Below are 18,228 nucleotides of genomic sequence, written 5' to 3'. Positions count from 1 at the left end.
CGGGTCGGGGCTCAGGCGGTCAGCCAGGCCCGCAGCGCGTCCCGGCACTGGTCCAGCTGCTGCACCGGCAGGCGCTCGTCGTCCTTGTGCGCCAGCAGCGGATCGCCCGGCCCGAAGTTCACCGCCGGGACGCCGAGCGCGGAGAACCGGGCGACATCCGTCCAGCCGTACTTGGGCGCCGGCACTCCCCCGGTCACCGCCAGCACGGCGGCGGCGAAGTCGGCGGCCACCGGGTCGTCCAGACCCGGACGGGCCCCCGCGGCCGAGTCGGTGACCCGCACCTCGAAGCCGTCGAACAGCTCGCGGACGTGCGTCGCGGCCTGCTCCACCGTGCGGGAGGGGGCGAAGCGGTAGTTCACGGTGACCACGGTGCGGTCCGGGATGACGTTGGTGGCGATCCCGCCGGAGATCAGCACCGCGTTCAGGCCCTCGCGGTAGACCAGCCCGTCGACCTCGATCTCCGCCGGGGTGTAGGCGGCCAACCGGTTCAGCACGGTCGCGGCGTCGTGGATCGCGTTCCGGCCGGTCCACGCGCGGGCGGAGTGGGCGGCGACCCCGGTGACCTCGATCTCCGCGCGCAGGGTGCCGTTGCAGCCGCCCTCCAGCCCGGCGTCGGTCGGCTCGCACAGCACCGCGAAGTCGGCGGCCAGCCACTCCGGGTGGTTCCGGGCGATCCGGCCCAGGCCGTTCAGCGACGCGTCGACCTCCTCGTGGTCGTAGAACACCCAGGTGAGGTCCCGGCTCGGCTCGGTGAGCTCGGCGGCCAGCGCCAGCTGCACCGCCACGCCACCCTTCATGTCCACCGTGCCGCGGCCCCAGAGGATCCCCTCGTCCAACCGGGTCGGGAGGTTGCCTGCGACCGGGACCGTGTCGAGGTGCCCGGCGATCACGACCCGGCTGGCCCGGCCCAGGGTCGTCCGGGCCACCACCGCGTCGCCGTCCCGGTCCACGCTGAGGTGCGGGAGCGTCCGGAGCGCCGACTCCACCGCGTCGGCCAGTGCCCGTTCCTCGCCGCTGACCGACCGCAGGTCGCACAGCCGGGCGGTCAGGGTGGTCAGGTCGGCGGTCAGGTCCAGCTCGGCGGGGCTCATGGCCCCCGACCCTAGACCGGATGCCCCGTAGGCTTTCGCCCATGACCGACATGCGTACCGCCTGGGGCTGGGGACTGGCCACGATCGCGACCGACGGCAGCGTCCTGGACACCTGGTACCCGGCGCCCGCCCTCGGTGAGCCCTCGGACGACGGTGCCGGGCCCTCGCTGCTCGCGGGTGAGGGCGAGGACCCGCTGCGTGGCGTGCGGATCGAGGCCGTGCGCACGGTGATCGACCTGGACACCGCCCCGGCGACCACCGCCGACGCCTACCTCCGCCTGCACCTGCTGTCGCACCGCCTGGTCCGGCCGCACGGGATGAACCTGGACGGGATCTTCGGGGTGCTGCCGAACGTGGTGTGGACCGACCGCGGCCCGTGCGCGGTCGACGGGTTCGAGGACGTGCGCGGACGGCACCTGGTCTCCGGCCAGCGGATCAGCGTCTTCGGCGTGGACAAGTTCCCGCGGATGGTCGACTACGTGCTGCCCACCGGGGTGCGGATCGCGGACGCGGACCGGGTCCGGCTCGGCGCGCACCTGGCCACCGGCACCACCGTGATGCACGAGGGCTTCGTGAACTTCAACGCCGGGACGCTCGGCACCTCCATGGTCGAGGGCCGGATCTCGGCCGGCGTGGTGGTCGGCGAGGGGTCGGACATCGGCGGCGGCGCCTCGATCATGGGCACCCTGTCCGGCGGCGGCCGCGAGGTGGTGTCGATCGGCGAGCGGTCCCTGCTCGGCGCCAACGCCGGTCTGGGCATCGCGCTCGGCGACGACTGTGTGATCGAGGCCGGGCTCTACGTCACGGCGGGCACCAAGGTGACGATCGTCGGTGACGGTCGGGTGGTGAAGGCGCGCGAGCTCTCCGGCGTGAACGGTCTGCTGTTCCGCCGCAACTCGCTGACCGGCGGGGTCGAGGTCGTGGCCCGGAGCGGCAGCGGCATCACGTTGAACGCGGCGCTGCACGCGAACTGATGGCGGCCCGGCGTTCCCGTCTCGGCTGTGCCGCCCTGACCGCACTGGTCCTGCTGGTCGCGGTGGTCGGCGCGGCGGTCTGGCTGATCCGCCAGACCGGGGCCCCGGACACCGCGAGCAACCGCTGCGTGGCCGAGAGCGACGGCACATCCTGGGAGCTGTCCGCCGCCCAGGCGGACAACGCCGCGCTGATCGCCGTGACCTCGATGCAGCGCGGGATGCCCGCCCGCGCAGCGACGATCGGCCTGGCGACCGCGCTGCAGGAGTCGCGGCTGATCAACATCGACTACGGCGACCGGGATTCGGTCGGGCTGTTCCAGCAGCGGCCCTCCCAGGGCTGGGGCACCGTGGAGCAGATCATGGACCCGGTGTACTCGACCGGGAAGTTCTACGACGGGCTGGCCGACGTGGCCGGGTACACCGACATGGCCGTCACCGAGGCGGCCCAGGCGGTCCAGCGCTCGGCGTTCCCGGACGCCTACGCCCAGCACGAGCCACGCGCGCGGGCGTGGGCCTCGGCCCTCACCGGGTGGTCCACCGCCGCGCTCACCTGCGACCTGTCGACCCCGGAGCAGCCCGGGTCGGGCGACGCCTTCGGCACCCGGGTGCAGCGGGACTTCGCCGGGACGGTGCTGTCGTCCACCGACGGGTCCGCCGACGGGAGCCGGCTGCTGCTGTCGACCGACGCGCTCGCCGCGGCCTCCGGCGCCGAGGCGAGCCGATCCGGCTGGGCGGTGGCGCAGTGGGCGGTCGCGGTGGCCGCCGAGCAGCAGGTGGTCGGGGTCCAGGTCGGCGACCGGCTCTGGGACCGGGCCGGCGACGGCTGGGCGACCGCCGCCGACTCGCTCCCGGCGGGAACGGTGGCGGTCACCCTGGCCGGTCAGCGCTCCGACGGGTCCACGTAGTCACGCTGCTGGGAGCCGGTGTACACCTGGCGCGGACGACCGATCTTGGTCTTCGGGTCCAGCATCATCTCCCGCCACTGCGCGATCCAGCCGGGCATCCGGCCGAGCGCGAACAGCGGGGTGAACATCGACTCGTGGAAGCCCATCGCCTTGTAGATCAGGCCGGTGTAGAAGTCGACGTTCGGGTAGAGCTTGCGCGAGACGAAGTAGTCGTCGTTGAGCGCGATCTCCTCGAGCGTCCGGGCGATGTCGAGCAGTTCGTCGTCCTTGCCCAGTGCGGACAGCACGGCGTCCGCGCTCTCCTTCACGATGGCGGCACGGGGGTCGTAGTTCTTGTAGACCCGGTGCCCGAAGCCCATCAGCCGGACGCCCTGCTCCTTGTCCTTCACCCGGCGCATGAAATCGGTGGCGTCCCCGCCGTTGTCCTTGATCTCGGCCAGCATCCGCAGCACCGACTCGTTCGCGCCGCCGTGCAGCGGGCCGGACAGCGCGTTGATCCCGGCCGCGACCGAGGCGTACAGGTTCGCGTGCGCCGAGCCGACCTGACGGACCGTGCTGGTCGAGCAGTTCTGCTCGTGGTCGGCGTGCAGGATCAGCAGCTTGTCCAGCGCCCGCACCACGGTCGGGTCGATGTCGTACTGCTGGTACGGCACCGCGAAGGTCATCCGCAGGAAGTCCTCCACGTACCCCCGGGAGTAGTCCGGGTACAGCAGCGGCTCGCCGCGGGAGGTGCGGTGCAGGTACGAGGTGATGGTGCGGGTCTTGGCCAGCAGCAGCACGGTCGCCAGCTCCACCGCCTCCTGGTCGAACGGGTCCAGCGACTCCGGGTAGAAGGTCGCCAGCGCGTTGATCGCCGAGCTCATCACGGCCATCGGGTGCGCACCGGAGGGGAAGGTCCCCATGAAGGTGCGGAAGTTCTCGTGCACGAAGGTGTGCCGGTTCACCCGCTCGACGAACCCCTCGAGCTCGTCCGGGGTGGGCAGCTCCCCGTTGAACAGCAGGTAGGCGACCTCGAGGAAGGAGGAGTTCTCCGCCAGCTGGTCGATCGGGTACCCGCGGTAGCGCAGGATGCCGGCGTCGCCGTCGATGTAGGTGATCTGCGACTCGCAGGACGCGGTGTTCATGAAGCCCGGGTCGACGGTGACCAGGCCGGTGTCGCGCAGCAGCGAGGAGACCTCGATGCCGGAGTTGCCCTCGGTGGCGGGGACCACCGGCAGATCGCGGGCGTTGCCGTCCACGGTCAACTGCACGGTCGCGGGGTCGGACATGGCGCTCCTCCTCGGGCGGGGGTGGTGTTCAGGGGTGGATCACCCAGAGCGGGGTACGGCTGCGGCTACGGTGCGGCGCCTCGCCCGAGGGCCGGGGATGCGACCCGCCAGCACCGTACGTGACGTGCGGCGCGGCGACCATCCCGAGGGGAGACGGCGAGGTGTGACCCGCCTCACACGGTGGCGAGTCGGGCGGCCGCCGTGGCGATCCGCTCGTCGGTGGCGGTCAGCGCCACCCGCACGTGCTGCGGCGCGCCGTAGAACGCACCGGGCGCGACCAGGATCCCGAGCCCGGCCAACCGTTCGACCGTCGCCCAGCAGTCCTCCCCCGCGGTCACCCACAGGTAGAGGCCCGCCTCGGAGCCGTCCAGCCGCAGACCGGTGCCGGTCAGCGCGGGCAGCAGGGTCGCCCGGCGGGCGCGGTAGACCTCCCGCTGCGCGGCCACGTGCGCGTCGTCGCCCAGGGCCACCGTCATCGCGGCCTGCACCGGGCCGGGCACGATCATCCCGGCGTGCTTCCGGGTCGCCAGCAGAGCCGCGACCAGCTCCGGGTCCCCCGCGGTGAACGCCGCACGGTAGCCCGCCAGATTGGACTGCTTGGACAGCGAGTAGAGGACCAGCAGGCCGCGGTGGTCGCCGTCGGTCACCCGCGGGTCGAGCAGGCTCGGCACCCCGTCGGAGGCCCAGGGCTCGGCCCACGGCAGTTCGGCGTAGCACTCGTCCGAGGCGACGACCGCACCGACCGCACGGGCGGCCTCGACCACCGCGCGCAGCTGGTCCACGCCCAGCACCGAACCGTCCGGGTTGCCGGGTGAGTTCAGCCAGACCAACCGGACCTTCGGACCCTCCGGTCCGGTCAGCACGGCCACCGGGTCGGTGGTCGGCACCGGGGTCGCGCCGGCCAGGCGGGCGCCGACGTCGTAGGTCGGGTACGCGGCGGCCGGGTGCAGCACCAGATCACCGGCGCCCGCTCCGAGCAGCGCGGGTAGCAGGGCCACCATCTCCTTGGAGCCGACCGTGGGCAGCACCCCCGCCGGGTCCAGGCCCGGCACACCGCGCCGACGGTCGAACCAGTCCGCGACGGCGGCCCGCAGCGCCGGGGTGCCCCAGGTCTGCGGGTAGCCCGGGGAGTCCGCGGCGTCGGCCAGCGCCCGGCGCAGCAGCTCCGGGGTCGGATCGACCGGGGTGCCCACCGACAGGTCGACGATGCCGTCCGGGTGCGACCGGGCGCGGTCGGCGAACGGGGTGAGGGTGTCCCAGGGGAAGTCCGGCAGCGCGGCGGTGAACAGGCCCATCAGTCGCCGTGCACCTGCAGCGGGAGGGTGGCGATCACCGGGTGGTCCTTGTCGATCTGACCCATCTTGGCCGCACCGCCGGGCGACCCGACGCCGTCGAAGAACTCGACGTTCGCCTTGTAGTAGTCGGCCCACTGCTCCGGGACGTCGTCCTCGTAGTAGATCGCCTCCACCGGGCAGACCGGTTCACAGGCGCCGCAGTCCACGCATTCGTCGGGGTGGATGTACAGCGAGCGCTTGCCCTCGTAGATGCAGTCGACCGGGCACTCCTCGATGCAGGCCTTGTCCTTGACATCCACACAGGGCTGGGCGATCACATAGGTCACGACTTGTCCTCCGCACGCCCCGCGACTGCCGGGCGGTTGCACAATCCTTCAGGTCAGCTCGGCCTAGTATCGCTCACCTGCACGGTCGGTGACGCGGCGAGGAGGCACCATGAGCGACGGCCCCTGGCGGAGCTGGCCGGTGGGCGCCCGCGCGATGGTCCGGCGACGGCTGCCCGAGGGCGACACCCACCTGTTCACCGACGTGGTCGGCGACCTGGTCGAGGTCGACGACCACGGTGTGCTGCTCCGCACCCGGCGGCACGGCGACGTGCGGGTGCCGGGGTCGGAGATCGCCCTCGGCAAACTCGTCCCCCGGCCGCGCCGCTGACTCAGCCCGCCGGTGCGGCCGTCGCCGGGTCGGCGCCGCAGATCACCTTGTTCTGCGCCTTGTACCGCCAGGACAGGTTGTCGGTGCCCTGCACCTCGCCGTTGAGCGAGACCGTCCGGGTCACGCTGATACTGAAGCCCGGGTTGCCCGCGGACGACGCCGAGCAGGTCGGCGAGGTGTTGTACACCGTCGTCGGCGAGACCACGTTGGTCTTCGCCCCGGAGCTGATCGACACCTCGTAGTACGGGGTGCTCCACAGCCGGACCCAGGTCTTGCCGTCCGCGACGTAGGCCTGCACCAGCACCCCGTAGGGCGTGGTGTTCTTCCACTTCATGTCGATCGACCCGGTGTACAGCGTCGCCTCGCGACCGGCCGGGTAACGGGTGAACCACTCGGAGTGCGGGGTGTGCTCCACGTCCTCCATCCCGGCCTCGAACGCGGCGTTGAAGGTGGTGGTCGACAGCTGCGACAGGCCACCGCCCCAGGCGTCCGAGTGCTCGCCGTTCACGATCGCGCCGGCCTGGACGAACCCGTGCGCGGCGTCGATCGGGCCGAGCGCCTCGGTCAGGGAGAAGGTCTCCCCCGGCCGGATCAGGGTGCCGTTGATCGCGGCGGCGCCGGCGGTGATGTTCTGGGTCCGCTTCGGCTCACTGGTCAGCGGGGTGGAGAACTCCGAGATCGCCGACGTCACGCCCAGCGCCTGCAGCGCCTCCGTGCTCTGCGACGGGTCGGACTCCACCAGCTCGACGGCCGCGGTCCGCTCGGAGGTGCTCTCCGCCGCCGTCGCCACCGCCGTGCCCACCGTGGCCGGGTCCAACGTCGTCCCCGGGGTGCCCGGCACGATCACCGGTGCTCCGTCCTGGAACTGGAAGGTCGCGTCCGCCGCGGTGGTCAGCAGATCGGACGTCCGCGTCACCACCTGGTTCACCAGCGACGCGCCGTCCATCTGCAGCACCAGCTCGGACTCCTGCGGCACGAACGACGCCGCGCCGACCAGCACGTCCACCGGCAGCTCCGCCGACTGGTCCGCGACACTCACGGTCACCGGCCCCGACACCACCGCGCTCGCCACGTCCCGGACCACCCGGTCGACCTCGTCCTGGGTGATGGTCGGGGCCACGGTGTCGCTCGGCAGCTCGATCGGCAGCGCCTCGGTCAGCCAGCCGTCCTCCAGCGTGCTGCGCGCGCCCTCGGCGTCCAGCGACCAGCCGTCGACCGCGGCGACGCCCTGCGGCGCTCCGTCGACGAACACCACCGACCCGTCCACCGGCTCCAGCATCAGCACGCCGGCCAGGTCCTGCACCGCGGCGTCCAGCGCCTGCTCGTCCACGGCGGTCACCGGCTGCTCCTCGCCACCACCGGCCAGGTGCTGCCACATCCGCTGCGGGCGCAGATCGATGCCGGTCAGCGCGTCCACGGTGGCGTCCACGTCGAGCCTGAGCCCCGCCGTCGCCGGGTCCAGGGTCCCGCTGACCTCGCGGGCGGTGACCGTGATCGGCTGCGAGGAGCGCGCGGCCAGGCCGTCGGTCAGGGCGGTCCGGGCGTCGGCGGCGGACATCCCGCCGACCTCGATCCCGGCGACCGTGGTCCCTCGCGGCACGCGGTCGGCCAGCGCGTACGCGCCACCGACGTAGGCGCCGCCCAGCACCACGAGCACTCCGGCGACGATCAACACCGGACGCCACCAGCGACGGTTCCGGGTGGGCTCGGACTCGAAGACGTCCAGCGGAGACCCCTCCTCCGGGGTGCCGGCTGCGGCGACGGGGGTCGCCGCGGTCATGGGTGCCGCTGTGGTCGTGGGCGTCGCCGCGGTGGTCGTGGGCGTCGCCGCGATCTCGGTCGTGGCGGCGGTCGCGGGCATCGCAGCGGTCGCGGGCGCCGCGTCGGCGGCGGGTGCGGTGGCGGGCGGTGTGTTCGGGCTCTCGGTGGACCCGGGCGTGACCGGAGCGTCGGCGGGGGTCGCCGAGGCGCTGTCGGACGCAGAGCGGGCATCCACCTCGGCCGCTGCCGCGGCCGCCGCGGCGGCGAGGGCCGCGGCCGCCCGCGTGCGCGGGTCACCGGCGGGGTCCACCGGGGTGCTGCGCGTGCGCGTGTCGTCGGACGCCGGGACAGCGGTCCGCGCCGGGGTCTCGGCGACCGGGGACGCGTCGATCGGTTCCGGCGAGGAGCTCGGCGCCGGTGTGGGCGCCGGCTCTACCGCGGGCGCCGGTTCTGCCGCAGGCGCCGGCTCGGTCTCCGGCTCGCGGGAGTGCTCGGACTCGCGAGAGGGCTCGGACTCGCGGGGCAGCTCGCCGTCGCCGGCCGTGGGGCGCTCGGACTGGTCCGCACCGGTCCCATCGGCACCGGTCGCGACGGCGCCCCGCCCCTCAGCGCCGGGCTCGTCCGCACCGACCGTGCCTGCAACGGGTACGTCGGAACCGGACTTGTCGGCACCAGGCCCGTCGTCGCCAGGCCCGTCGGAACCGGACTTGTCGGCACCAGGCTCGACAGCACCGGGCTCGCTCGCGGACACGTCGGCCGGCACGATCGTCTCGGCATGCGGGTCGGCCGCGTCGTCGACCACGTCCTGGACCACCGGGTCCTGCCGAGTGGCGGCATCCGCCTCCGTCGGCGTCGGGCTGTTCGGGCTCACCGGAGCGGCGTCGTCCGCCTGCTCCCGCGCCGCGTCGGGGGTGGTGTCCTCCGGCGCGTTGCCCTCCGAGTTCCCCTGGCCCATTCGGTGGTCCCTTCTCACAGGAGTGGCCCGCAGCCGCGGGCACAGTGGCCGATTCTACGGGCCCTTTCCGACAACCCGCCGCGCATTTCGTGGCCGCACGGTGCGGTTCGAGTGGATTGTGACGAATTCAGCGCAGCGGGTGCACCCGGCGGCGCAGATGCACCAGGGCCCCGGCGTCGGAGCGCCCCTCGCGGACGGCCAGCACGTCGCCCAGCACCAGGTCGTGGTCCCCGGCGGGCACGATCTGCCGGGTCCGGCAGTCCACCCAGGCGGAGGCCCCGTCCACCCAGGCGGCACCGGACTCGGGTGCCCGGTGATGTGGCACCCGGCTGAGCTGTCCGATCACCGGGCGGCCCGGCGATGCCAGCCAATCCGCGATCGGCGCCTGGTCGTCGGCGAGGATGCTCAGTCCCCAGGTGTCCACCTGGTCCAGCGCGTCCCGGATCCGGCTGTCGGCGTGCAGGCTGACCACGATGATCGGCGGGTCCAGCGACGCCGAGAGCACCGAGGACACCGTGGCCGCGTGATCCGCGTCCTTCCACCGGGTCGACAGCACGGTCACACCGCCGGGCAGCCGCGCCATCGCGGTCCGGAACAGGTCGGGGTCGACCGGCATCAGGCGATCCGGCGCCGCAGCGGCTGGTCACTGAACCAGCGTGCGGGCAGCGCCAGGACGGCCATCACCACCACGACGGCACCGCCCAGCCAGTACCAGCCCCAGTGGTCGGCACCCGGGACCAGCACGTCGCCGCCGGGACCGTACTGGGACAGAACGCCGAGGGTGAGCAGCAGCACCGCCAGGTAGACCAGGAGAGATGCCCGGCCGACCGCGGCACGCAGTCCGACCGCCGAGGTGAACACCAGGGCGAGCGCGAGGACCAGCCCCCACGGATGGCTCGAACGGTGCAGCACGGTGCCGGAGACACCGACCACGAGGCCGAGCAGCAGGACGCCGAGCAGGCGGAGGAGTGCACGCACGCGGGTCAGGCTACGGCGTCCGCCTGAGCGGCGGGCACCGGCGCGGTCCGCTCCGGGTCGGCCCACTCGTAGCGTTCGACCGGCAGCACCGGGGCCAGCGCGCCGTTCGACAGCGCGTAGCAGCCGACGACGGCCGGACCGTCCAGCGCGGTGACCGCCTGGACCTGGGTGGCGTGCGCGGCCAGAGCGGCCAGCAGCGCGGACCGGACCGGGGCGACCGGGACCGTGAAACCGGCGCCCGGAGCGGTGCGGGCCATGGCGGGGAGCACACCCGTGGGGTCGGGCAGGCTGAACGGGCCCTGCCGGGTGGTCGACGGCGCGGCGTGCTCGGCGATCAGCTGGGCGACGAGGGGGTCCTCCGCGAGCGCGGACCGCGCGGACCGCAGCTCGGCGGCGTCGTCGACCGCCCAGGCGAGCGCCGGGGCGTCGTCGCCGAGCAGCTCCGTCGCGCGCAGAACGATCCGGTGGGCGCGGAGGTGATCGGGGTGCCCGTACCCGCCTCCCGGCTCGTCGGCGACCAGCAGGTCCGGCCGGCGCTCCCGCAGCCAGGCCGCGAGCCGCCCCGCGGTCTCGTCGAGCTCGGCGGCGACCAGGGCACCCTCGGGCAGATCCGCGGCCGCGCCGGCGGCGGACAGCCCGTCGATCCACGCCATCCCGGAGTCGACGTAGCGGCGGTCCGGTCCCGGCAGCTGGTCGAGGAACACCTGCGCCGCTCCGCCGAGCGCTCGCATGGCCGTGGCGATCTCGGCCTCGCGGTGCCGGGCCAGTGCCGGGCCGTCGCCCTCCAGAGCATGGTGCTCGGCGCCGATCACCTCGCCACGCTCACCGCGGGTGCAGGTGACCACCGTCGCCGGCAGCCCGGCCGCGGCCGCGGTGGCGAGCAGAGCGCCCGAGGTGAGGGTCTCGTCGTCGGGGTGCGCATGCACCGCCACGACCCCCCCACGAGAGCTCTGCCCGCTCATGGGGCTACGACTTCTTGTTGCGCGCGACGATCCGGGCGCGCTCGGACTGGTCGAGCACCACCTTGCGGATCCGGACCACCTCGGGAGTGACCTCGACGCACTCGTCCTCACGCGCGAACTCCAGCGACTCCTCGAGGGTCAGGTGCCGCGGCGGCACCAGGTTCTCGAAGTTGTCGGCGGTGGCGGACCGCATGTTGGTGAGCTTCTTCTCCTTGGTGATGTTGACGTCCATGTCCTCCGCGCGGGAGTTCTCGCCGACGATCATGCCTTCGTAGACCTCTTGCGTGGGGTCGACGAAGAAGGAGCCGCGCTCCTGCAGGTTGATCATGGCGAACGGCGTCACCACACCGGCGCGGTCGGCGACCAGCGACCCGGCGACCCGGGTCTCGATCGCACCGGCCCACGGCTCGTAGCCCTCGGCGAGCGAGGAGGCGATGCCGGTGCCGCGGGTGTCGGTGAGGAAGCGGGTCCGGAAACCGATCAGGCCGCGGGCCGGGACCAGGAACTCCATCCGCACCCAGCCGGTGCCGTGGTTCGACATGGTCTCCATCCGGCCCTTGCGCTGGGCCAGGAGCTGGGTCACGGCGCCCAGGTACTCCTCGGGGACGTCGATCGTCATCCGCTCGACCGGCTCGTGCACCTTGCCGTCGATCTTCTTGGTGACCACCTGCGGCTTGCCGACGGTCAGCTCGAAGCCCTCCCGGCGCATCTGCTCGACCAGGATGGCCAGCGCCAGCTCACCACGGCCCTGCACCTCCCAGGCGTCCGGGCGCTCGGTCGGCAGCACCCGGAGCGAGACGTTGCCGATCAGCTCCTTGTCCAGGCGGTCCTTCACCTGGCGCGCGGTGACCTTGTGGCCCTTGCCGCCCTTGCCGGCCAGCGGGGAGGTGTTGATCCCGATGGTCATGGAGATCGCCGGGTCGTCCACGGTGATCAGCGGCAGCGGCTGCGGGTTGTTCGGGTCGGTCAGGGTCTCACCGATGGTGATGTCCTCGATGCCCGCGACCGCGACGATGTCGCCGGGGCCGGCCTGGTCGGTGGGGACCCGCTCCAGCGCCTTGGTCTCCAGCAGCTCGGTGATCCGCACGTTCTGCATGGTGCCGTCGGCCCGGGCCCAGGCCACGGTCTGGCCCTTGATCAGGGTGCCGTTGAAGATGCGCAGCAGCGCCAGACGACCCAGGAACGGCGAGGCGTCCAGGTTGGTGACGTGCGCCTGCAGCGGCGCGCCCTCGGTGTAGGTCGGGGCCGGGATCTTCTCCAGGATGGTGGCGAACAGCGGTTCCAGGTTCTCGCTGTCCGGCAGGCCGCCGTCGGCGGGCTGGGTCAGCGATGCGCGACCGGCCTTGGCGGCGGCGTACACCACCGGCACGTCCAGGATCGCGTCCAGGTCCAGGTCCTCGACCTCGTCGTGCAGGTCGGAGGCCAGGCCCAGCAGCAGGTCGGTGGCCTCGCCGACGACCTCGGTGATCCGGGAGTCCGGACGGTCGACCTTGTTCACGACCAGGATCACCGGCAGCTTGGCGGCCAGCGCCTTGCGCAGCACGAACCGGGTCTGGGGCAGCGGACCCTCGGAGGCGTCCACCAGGAGGACGACGCCGTCGACCATGGACAGGCCGCGCTCGACCTCGCCACCGAAGTCGGCGTGACCCGGGGTGTCGATCACGTTGATCGTGATGCCGCCGGCGTGACCCGCCGCGGCCGCCGCGGGACCGGAGTACCGGACCGCGGTGTTCTTCGCGAGGATCGTGATGCCCTTCTCGCGCTCCAGATCACCGGAGTCCATCGCCCGCTCGTCGACGTGCGAGTGCTCGCCGAACGCGCCGGACTGCCAGAGCATGGCGTCGACGAGGGTGGTCTTGCCGTGGTCGACGTGGGCGACGATCGCGACGTTACGCAGGTCGCCGCGCACGCTGGTGCCGGAAGGCACGGACATAGAAGGTTTCCGATCCGGAGAGTGGGTGTGGGGGCGCAGCGTCGTCGAGCGCCGATCGATTCTACGCGCACGCGCCCATGCGGCGCGGAGGCGTTCGTCACGCTCCGCGTCGCATGGGCGTCAGTGCTGGTGGGGACTCAGATGGAGTCGGTGTGACGCTTCGGAGAGGCGCCCTGGGTGAACTCGGAGTACGACTCGCCCGCGTCCTTGGGCGCCAGACCCAGCGCGATGGCCTCCTCGGCGGCGGCCTGCTCCAGCAGCCGGTCGCGAGTCTCGCGGCGCAGCTTCTGCTCGGCCGGGTTCGGCACCGGCACGGCCGCCAGCAGGCGCTGGGTGTACAGCTCCTTCGGCTCACGCAGGATCTCCTGGCGGGAGCCGATCTCGACCAGATCACCGTGGTTCAGCACCGCGATCCGGTTGGACAGGATCTCCACCACCGCGAGGTCGTGGCTGATGAACAGGCAGGCGAAGCCGTACTCGTTCTGCAGCTGCTGGAACAGCTCCAGCACGCGGGCCTGCACCGACACATCGAGCGCCGAGGTCGGCTCGTCGGCGATCAGCAGCTTGGGCGACAGGGCCAGCGCACGGGCGATGCCGACGCGCTGACGCTGCCCGCCGGAGAGCTCGTGCGGGTAGCGGTTCCGCATCGCACGGGGCAGGTTCACCTGGTCCAGCAGATCCTCGACCCGCTTGTTGAGCTCGGCGCCCTCGGCGATCTTGTGCAGCTTGAGCGGCTCGCCGATGGACTCGCCGATCGGCATCCGGGGGTTCAGCGAGGAACCGGGGTCCTGGAAGACGATCGACACGTCCTGGCGGACCGAACGCAGCTCCTTGGGCTTCACCCCGCCCAGCTCGACGCCGTTGACCTTGAGCGAGCCCCCGGCGACCGGCAGCAGACCGACCGCGGCACGGCCGACGGTGGTCTTGCCCGAACCGGACTCGCCCACCAGGCCGACGACCTCGCCCTTGCCGATGTTCAGGGTCAGGCCGTTGATCGCCCGGAACGCCGGCACCCGGCCACGGCCGGGGTACTCGATGATCAGGTCCTTCGCCTCGAGCGCGAACTCGGTGAAGGTCTGGGCGGCGGCCGGGGCGGCGGGCTCGCTGACGTGCACGACCCCCTCCTCCACGGCGACCGGGTGCTCCCCGTGCAGGCCCTGGGCGGCGTAGGTCTCCGACCCGAGGTGCGGCACCGCGTCCAGCAGCTGGCGGGTGTACGGGTGCTCCGGACGGTTGAAGATCGCGTCCGAGGTGCCGGCCTCGACCACGCGGCCGTTCTTCATCACCATCACGCGGTCCGACAGATCCGCGACCACGCCCATGTCGTGGGTGATCAGGACGATGCCGGAGTCGATCCGGTTCCGCAGGTCGCGCATCAGCTTGAGGATCTCGGCCTGCACGGTGACGTCCAGCGCCGTGGTCGGCTCGTCGGCGATCAGCAGCTTCGGGTCGCAGGCCAGCGCCTGGGCGATCATGGCGCGCTGACGCTGACCGCCGGACAGCTGGTGCGGGTACTTGTCGACCGAGCCCTCGGGGTCCGGGATGTCGACCAGGCTGAGCAGCTCGATCGCCCGGGCCCGGGCCTGCTTCGGGGACATCTCGAAGTGCACCCGCAGCGTCTCGGCGATCTGGAAGCCGATCGTGTACACCGGGTTCAGGGCGGTCATCGGCTCCTGGAAGATGACCGCGACCTCCTTGCCGCGCACCGAGGACAGCTGCTTGTGGTTCAGGCCGAGCAGCTCCTTGCCCGCCAGCTTGGCGGAGCCGCTGGCCCGGCCGTTCGCGGGCAGCAGGCCGATCAGGGACATCGACGACTGCGTCTTGCCGGAGCCCGACTCACCCACGATGGCGAGCACCTCGCCCGGACGGACGTCGTAGCTGACGTCGATCGCGGCGGGGAACCACTCGCCGTCCACGAAGAACTCGACCGACAGGTCGCGCACCTCGAGGATCGGGGCCTTGCCGGCCGGCTGCGCGGGGACGCCGGCAGCGGTGGTGTCAGTGGTCACGGGTGTGGTCCTTCCGTGTGGCGCGGTGTCCGCCGGTCAGGCGGGCTCCCTGCGACTCGGTGTCCGGCCGGTCTGCGACGATGGCCGCATGAGTGCGGCTGACAGCTCGGCAGATGTGATGGTGTTCCGGCCGGTGTTCGGCCGGGTCCTGGCTGTGGTGGTGATCGTGCTCTGCGCTGCGGGCGCGATCTCCGGTCTGGTGGCGGATGCCGGGGCCACGCTGCGGTTCCTGCCGCTGCTGGCCCTGCTCGGCACCGCGGTGTGGGCCGCGTACTGGCGCCCCGCGGTGGTGGTCACCCCGGCCGCCGTCGAGCTGCGGAACGTCACCCGCACCGTCGAGCTGCCGTGGCCGGCGGTCCAGCGGATCGACACCCGCTTCGCGCTGACCCTGCACACGCCCTACGGCCAGTACGCCGCGTGGGCCGCGCCCGCGCCGGGCCGCGCCCAGGTCCGACTGTCCGGCCCGGCCGACGTGCGCGACCTGCCGTCCTCGACCTACGGCGCCGGTGGCACCGTCCGGGCCGGGGACCTGGCCTCGACCGGTTCCGGCCAGGCCGCCCTGCTGGTCCGTGCCCGCTGGGAGGCGCTGCGCGACGCCGGCGTGCTGAACGATCCCCGGCTGGAGCGCGAGCGCCCCCGGGTCCGCTGGCACGTCGGCACGCTGGCCGCGATCGGTGTGCTGATCGCGGCCAGCGTGCTCGCGCTGGCGCTGTGACGTCACGGGGTCATCAGGCCTTCGCCGCGGCCCGCTGCTCGGTGCGCAGCTTGCGCTTCTCCGCCTTGGCCAGGGCCCGGGCGGTCGGCACCCGGCGCTGACGCGGGTCGAAGGCGTCGCGCAGGCCGTCACCGATGAAGTTCACGCACAGGGCGATCAGCACGATGAACAGACCGGGCCACCAGAACAGCCAGGGCCGGGTGGCGAAGGCGGTCTGGTACTCGTTGATCAGCTGGCCCAGCGAGACCTCGGGGCTGTTGATGCCGAAGCCCAGATAGGACAGCGCGGTCTCCAGCAGGATCGCGGAGGCCATCAGCAGCGTGGCGTTGACGATGATCACGCCGACCGCGTTCGGCAGCATGTGCTTGAACATGATCCGGAAGTCACTGGCCCCGGCCACCCGGGCCGCGTCCACGAACTCCCGCTCGCGCAGGGCCAGGAACTGACCACGCACCAGTCGAGCCATGTTCATCCAGGACACCAGGGACAGGGCGATGGCCAGCGACCAGGGGCTCGCGCCGCCGACCAGCACACCGAGGATCGAGCCCACCATGATCACCGGGATGGTGATGAACATGTCGGTGATCCGCATCAGCAGGCCGTCCAGCCAGCCACGGAAGTACCCGGCCAGCGCACCGATGATGACGCCGATCACGGTGGACAGCAGGCCGATCACGAACATGACGGTCAGCGACTGCTGAGTGCCGCGCATGACCATGGCGAAGCCGTCGTGGCCGATGTTGTCCTGGCCGAACGGGTGCTGCCCGAAGGTGAAGCCACCGTCCTTGAAGCCCATGGTCGGGGCGCCGCCGGCGTTCACGATCGTGTCCAGGTCGCGGTAGCCGTACTGCCACCAGCCGGGGATGGGTCCCCAGCCGATGGACGTCGTCACCAGCAGGATGATCAGGATCAGCACGACGGAGGAGATCATCGCTCCGCGGTGCCGGAGGAACCGGCGCAGGACGATGCGGCCCTGGGAGAGGCCCTCGACCTCCTTGAGCTCGATCGCGTTCTCGACGCTCTCCACCGGCGCACCGCTGCCCTGAGTGGGCTCGATCGGGGGGTTGATGCTCATGAGTTCACTCGAATCCGGGGGTCGAGGGCCGCGTAGATGAAGTCCACCGCGATGCTGGCGATGACCAGGAGCGCACCGGTCACGAGGAAGTACCCCATGATCGGGTCCGGGTCACGCTCGTTCAGCGCCTTGATGAACATCGTGCCCATACCGGGGATGGCGAACACCCGCTCGGTGATGATCGCGCCACCGAACAGCGAGGCGATGTCGAGCGGGATCACGGTCGCCAGCGGGATCAGGGCGTTGCGGAACGCGTGCCGCATGGTGACGACCCGCTCCGGCAGGCCCTTGGCCCGCGCGGTGCGGATGTAGTCCTGGTTCATCACCTCGAGCAGGCTGGCCCGGGAGTACCGGGTGTAGCTCGCGAAGGAGATCAGGATCAGCGCGATCGTCGGCAGCAGCAGGTGCGTGTAGGTGTCCAGCGACGTGACCCAGAAGTCACCGGAGAGACCGGGCGTCTGCGAGCCGATGGTCGCGATCGGCCGGTGGTTGATCTGGGACGCGTTGGTGTACGCGAGCCAGACCTGCATCACGCGGTCGATGAAGATCAGCGCGCCGACACCGATACCGGTGATGATCGCGGCCCGGGCCGTCTGCGAGACCTCCCAGCCGCCGAACAGCTTGGCGACGACCACACCGACGACGGCCACCGTGATCAGGAGCCCCAGCATCAGCAGCCAGGACGCGTGCACGAAGGCGTACTGCAGCGGGTAGTACAGCGCGCCGCCGATGGCGACCATCACCAGGCTGGCGTAGAGCACCCGGCGGTTCTGCACACCGGCGCTCAGCGCGACCACCGCGAAGGCGATGCCGACGCCGATCACCAGCACGCCGCCGATGCCCAGGCCCGGGTCGAGCAGCCAGTCGGTCTCGCTCAGGAAGAACAGCACCGCGACGGTCGCGACCGCGGAGGCCGCGAAGGAGATCCACCGGGTCCGGGTGCTGCCGCCGATGATCGACGACCAGATCACACCGGAGGCCAGTGTCACCACGACCATCACCACGGGTGGGATGCTCGGGTCCGCGAGGAAGTCGTTGAAGCCGATCGCGCCCCAGAGCTTCAGCAGCACCGCGACCCAGAAGGACGGCAGCGAGTACAGCACGAACGACAGGAACGTCACGCTGTAGTCGAAGCGGGTGTACTGGCGCAGGGCGGACACGATGCCGACCAGGACGCCGAGGCCGATCGCGATCACGGTCGACAGCGCGACCAGCTGCACGGTGTTCGGCAGGGCGTTCCCGAGCATCGAGGTGACGCTCTGGCCGGAACGGAAGGCGACGCCCATGTCCCCGGTCAGCAGTGCTCCGAGCCACTTGAAGTAGCGGATCACCGGCGGGGTGTCGAGGTCGAGCTGACGCGTCCGCGCCTCGATCAGGGCTTCCTTGTTCAACTGCGTGCTGGTGCGCAGGTCCTCGAGCGGGTCGAGGGCGTAGGCCAGCAGCAGGTACACGACGAAGGTCGCGGCCAGCAGCACGACGGCGGACGACAGCAGGCGTCGCGCCAGGAAGATGAGGGTGGGCGCGGCGTTCCGGAACCAGGAAGGACGCGCGGTGACCGATGTGTCGGGCGCGGATGGCGCGCCGGAGGCACGGGTCGTCACAGAGGTGGCCATGGGGTCGTGGACCTTACGGGAAGGGGAGTACTCGCGGTCG

The 18,228-nt window shown here is 71.9% G+C and carries 16 protein-coding genes; 4 read left to right on the top strand and 12 right to left on the bottom strand.

Annotated features, from left to right (window positions below; all coding sequences use genetic code 11):
- Positions 1–11: 11 nt before the first annotated feature.
- On the bottom strand, positions 12–1,091 hold the full coding sequence (dapE, locus tag OGL89_RS01630; RefSeq protein ID WP_263118097.1) for a succinyl-diaminopimelate desuccinylase: 1,080 nt from the start codon (positions 1,089–1,091) through the stop codon (positions 12–14).
- A 41-nt stretch (positions 1,092–1,132) separates the two neighbouring features.
- Between dapE and dapD the strand changes: the two genes are divergently transcribed.
- Together dapD and OGL89_RS01620 are read left to right on the top strand one after the other, a co-directional pair.
- Positions 1,133–2,065, top strand: a complete 933-nt coding sequence (gene dapD, locus OGL89_RS01625; protein ID WP_263118096.1) for a 2,3,4,5-tetrahydropyridine-2,6-dicarboxylate N-succinyltransferase — start codon at positions 1,133–1,135, stop codon at positions 2,063–2,065.
- The gene (locus OGL89_RS01620; protein WP_263118094.1) at positions 2,065–2,970 is read left to right on the top strand and encodes a hypothetical protein; all 906 of its coding nucleotides are present in this window, start codon (positions 2,065–2,067) and stop codon (positions 2,968–2,970) included. Before dapD ends, OGL89_RS01620 begins: the two co-directional genes overlap by 1 nt.
- Here OGL89_RS01620 and OGL89_RS01615 read toward each other — a convergent pair.
- The 3 genes from OGL89_RS01615 to fdxA all read right to left on the bottom strand — a co-directional run bounded on the left by OGL89_RS01615 (position 2,946) and on the right by fdxA (position 5,859).
- Positions 2,946–4,238: a citrate synthase gene (locus OGL89_RS01615; RefSeq protein ID WP_263118093.1), complete on the bottom strand. Its 1,293-nt coding sequence runs from the start codon at positions 4,236–4,238 to the stop codon at positions 2,946–2,948. The two genes, OGL89_RS01620 and OGL89_RS01615, sit on opposite strands and share 25 nt — an antisense overlap.
- Positions 4,239–4,411: 173 nt before the next feature.
- Entirely contained in the window at positions 4,412–5,533 is a 1,122-nt protein-coding gene (gene dapC / locus OGL89_RS01610) for a succinyldiaminopimelate transaminase (RefSeq protein WP_263118091.1), read from the bottom strand.
- Complete coding sequence (fdxA, locus tag OGL89_RS01605) at positions 5,533–5,859, bottom strand: ferredoxin (RefSeq protein WP_263118090.1); 327 nt, start codon at positions 5,857–5,859, stop codon at positions 5,533–5,535. Before fdxA ends, dapC begins: the two co-directional genes overlap by 1 nt.
- A 109-nt stretch (positions 5,860–5,968) precedes the next feature.
- Between fdxA and OGL89_RS01600 the strand changes: the two genes are divergently transcribed.
- Positions 5,969–6,187: a hypothetical protein gene (locus OGL89_RS01600; RefSeq protein ID WP_263118089.1), complete on the top strand. Its 219-nt coding sequence runs from the start codon at positions 5,969–5,971 to the stop codon at positions 6,185–6,187.
- 1 nt (position 6,188) lies between these two features.
- On the opposite strand, the gene OGL89_RS01595 is transcribed toward OGL89_RS01600, so the two are convergent.
- The 6 genes from OGL89_RS01595 to OGL89_RS01570 form a co-directional block, all read right to left on the bottom strand.
- Positions 6,189–8,903: a VanW family protein gene (locus OGL89_RS01595; protein WP_263118088.1), complete on the bottom strand. Its 2,715-nt coding sequence runs from the start codon at positions 8,901–8,903 to the stop codon at positions 6,189–6,191.
- A gap of 127 nt (positions 8,904–9,030) precedes the next feature.
- Positions 9,031–9,519 carry a flavin reductase family protein gene (locus OGL89_RS01590; RefSeq protein WP_263118087.1) on the bottom strand — a complete coding sequence of 163 codons (489 nt, stop codon included), beginning with the start codon at positions 9,517–9,519 and terminating at the stop codon, positions 9,031–9,033.
- Positions 9,519–9,881 carry a hypothetical protein gene (locus OGL89_RS01585; RefSeq protein WP_263118086.1) on the bottom strand — a complete coding sequence of 121 codons (363 nt, stop codon included), beginning with the start codon at positions 9,879–9,881 and terminating at the stop codon, positions 9,519–9,521. Before OGL89_RS01585 ends, OGL89_RS01590 begins: the two co-directional genes overlap by 1 nt.
- Positions 9,882–9,886: 5 nt before the next feature.
- Positions 9,887–10,807 carry a PIG-L family deacetylase gene (locus OGL89_RS01580; RefSeq protein ID WP_263118085.1) on the bottom strand — a complete coding sequence of 307 codons (921 nt, stop codon included), beginning with the start codon at positions 10,805–10,807 and terminating at the stop codon, positions 9,887–9,889.
- Positions 10,808–10,847: 40 nt separating this feature from the next.
- Positions 10,848–12,776 (bottom strand): translational GTPase TypA, encoded by a 1,929-nt coding sequence (typA, locus tag OGL89_RS01575; RefSeq protein ID WP_263118084.1) that lies wholly within the window; start codon positions 12,774–12,776, stop codon positions 10,848–10,850.
- Between the two features lie 137 nt (positions 12,777–12,913).
- Positions 12,914–14,785 carry an ABC transporter ATP-binding protein gene (locus OGL89_RS01570; protein ID WP_263118083.1) on the bottom strand — a complete coding sequence of 624 codons (1,872 nt, stop codon included), beginning with the start codon at positions 14,783–14,785 and terminating at the stop codon, positions 12,914–12,916.
- A gap of 88 nt (positions 14,786–14,873) precedes the next feature.
- Between OGL89_RS01570 and OGL89_RS01565 the strand changes: the two genes are divergently transcribed.
- Positions 14,874–15,500 (top strand): PH domain-containing protein, encoded by a 627-nt coding sequence (locus OGL89_RS01565; protein WP_263118082.1) that lies wholly within the window; start codon positions 14,874–14,876, stop codon positions 15,498–15,500.
- A 13-nt stretch (positions 15,501–15,513) separates the two neighbouring features.
- Here OGL89_RS01565 and OGL89_RS01560 read toward each other — a convergent pair whose 3' ends face one another.
- Complete coding sequence (locus tag OGL89_RS01560; protein WP_263118081.1) at positions 15,514–16,575, bottom strand: ABC transporter permease; 1,062 nt, start codon at positions 16,573–16,575, stop codon at positions 15,514–15,516.
- On the bottom strand, positions 16,572–18,188 hold the full coding sequence (locus tag OGL89_RS01555) for an ABC transporter permease (protein WP_263118080.1): 1,617 nt from the start codon (positions 18,186–18,188) through the stop codon (positions 16,572–16,574). Before OGL89_RS01555 ends, OGL89_RS01560 begins: the two co-directional genes overlap by 4 nt.
- Positions 18,189–18,228: the final 40 nt, after the last annotated feature.

It is taken from the genome of Cellulomonas sp. RIT-PI-Y, assembly GCF_025642745.1.
Taxonomy (GTDB): Bacteria; Actinomycetota; Actinomycetes; order Actinomycetales; family Cellulomonadaceae; genus Cellulomonas.
The sequence above is the reverse complement of the archived record's forward strand: the minus strand, read 5'-3'. Positions and strand labels throughout refer to the sequence as shown.

Coding starts and splice junctions, on each gene's coding strand:
- dapD (WP_263118096.1), top strand. CDS start 1,133: ATGACCGACATGCGTACCGCCTGGGGCTGGGGACTGGCCACGATCGCG.
- OGL89_RS01565 (WP_263118082.1), top strand. CDS start 14,874: ATGAGTGCGGCTGACAGCTCGGCAGATGTGATGGTGTTCCGGCCGGTG.
- dapE (WP_263118097.1), bottom strand. CDS start 1,091: ATGAGCCCCGCCGAGCTGGACCTGACCGCCGACCTGACCACCCTGACC.
- OGL89_RS01590 (WP_263118087.1), bottom strand. CDS start 9,519: ATGCCGGTCGACCCCGACCTGTTCCGGACCGCGATGGCGCGGCTGCCC.
- typA (WP_263118084.1), bottom strand. CDS start 12,776: ATGTCCGTGCCTTCCGGCACCAGCGTGCGCGGCGACCTGCGTAACGTC.
- OGL89_RS01555 (WP_263118080.1), bottom strand. CDS start 18,188: ATGGCCACCTCTGTGACGACCCGTGCCTCCGGCGCGCCATCCGCGCCC.
- OGL89_RS01615 (WP_263118093.1), bottom strand. CDS start 4,238: ATGTCCGACCCCGCGACCGTGCAGTTGACCGTGGACGGCAACGCCCGC.
- dapC (WP_263118091.1), bottom strand. CDS start 5,533: ATGGGCCTGTTCACCGCCGCGCTGCCGGACTTCCCCTGGGACACCCTC.
- OGL89_RS01560 (WP_263118081.1), bottom strand. CDS start 16,575: ATGAGCATCAACCCCCCGATCGAGCCCACTCAGGGCAGCGGTGCGCCG.
- OGL89_RS01595 (WP_263118088.1), bottom strand. CDS start 8,903: ATGGGCCAGGGGAACTCGGAGGGCAACGCGCCGGAGGACACCACCCCC.
- OGL89_RS01600 (WP_263118089.1), top strand. CDS start 5,969: ATGAGCGACGGCCCCTGGCGGAGCTGGCCGGTGGGCGCCCGCGCGATG.
- OGL89_RS01620 (WP_263118094.1), top strand. CDS start 2,065: ATGGCGGCCCGGCGTTCCCGTCTCGGCTGTGCCGCCCTGACCGCACTG.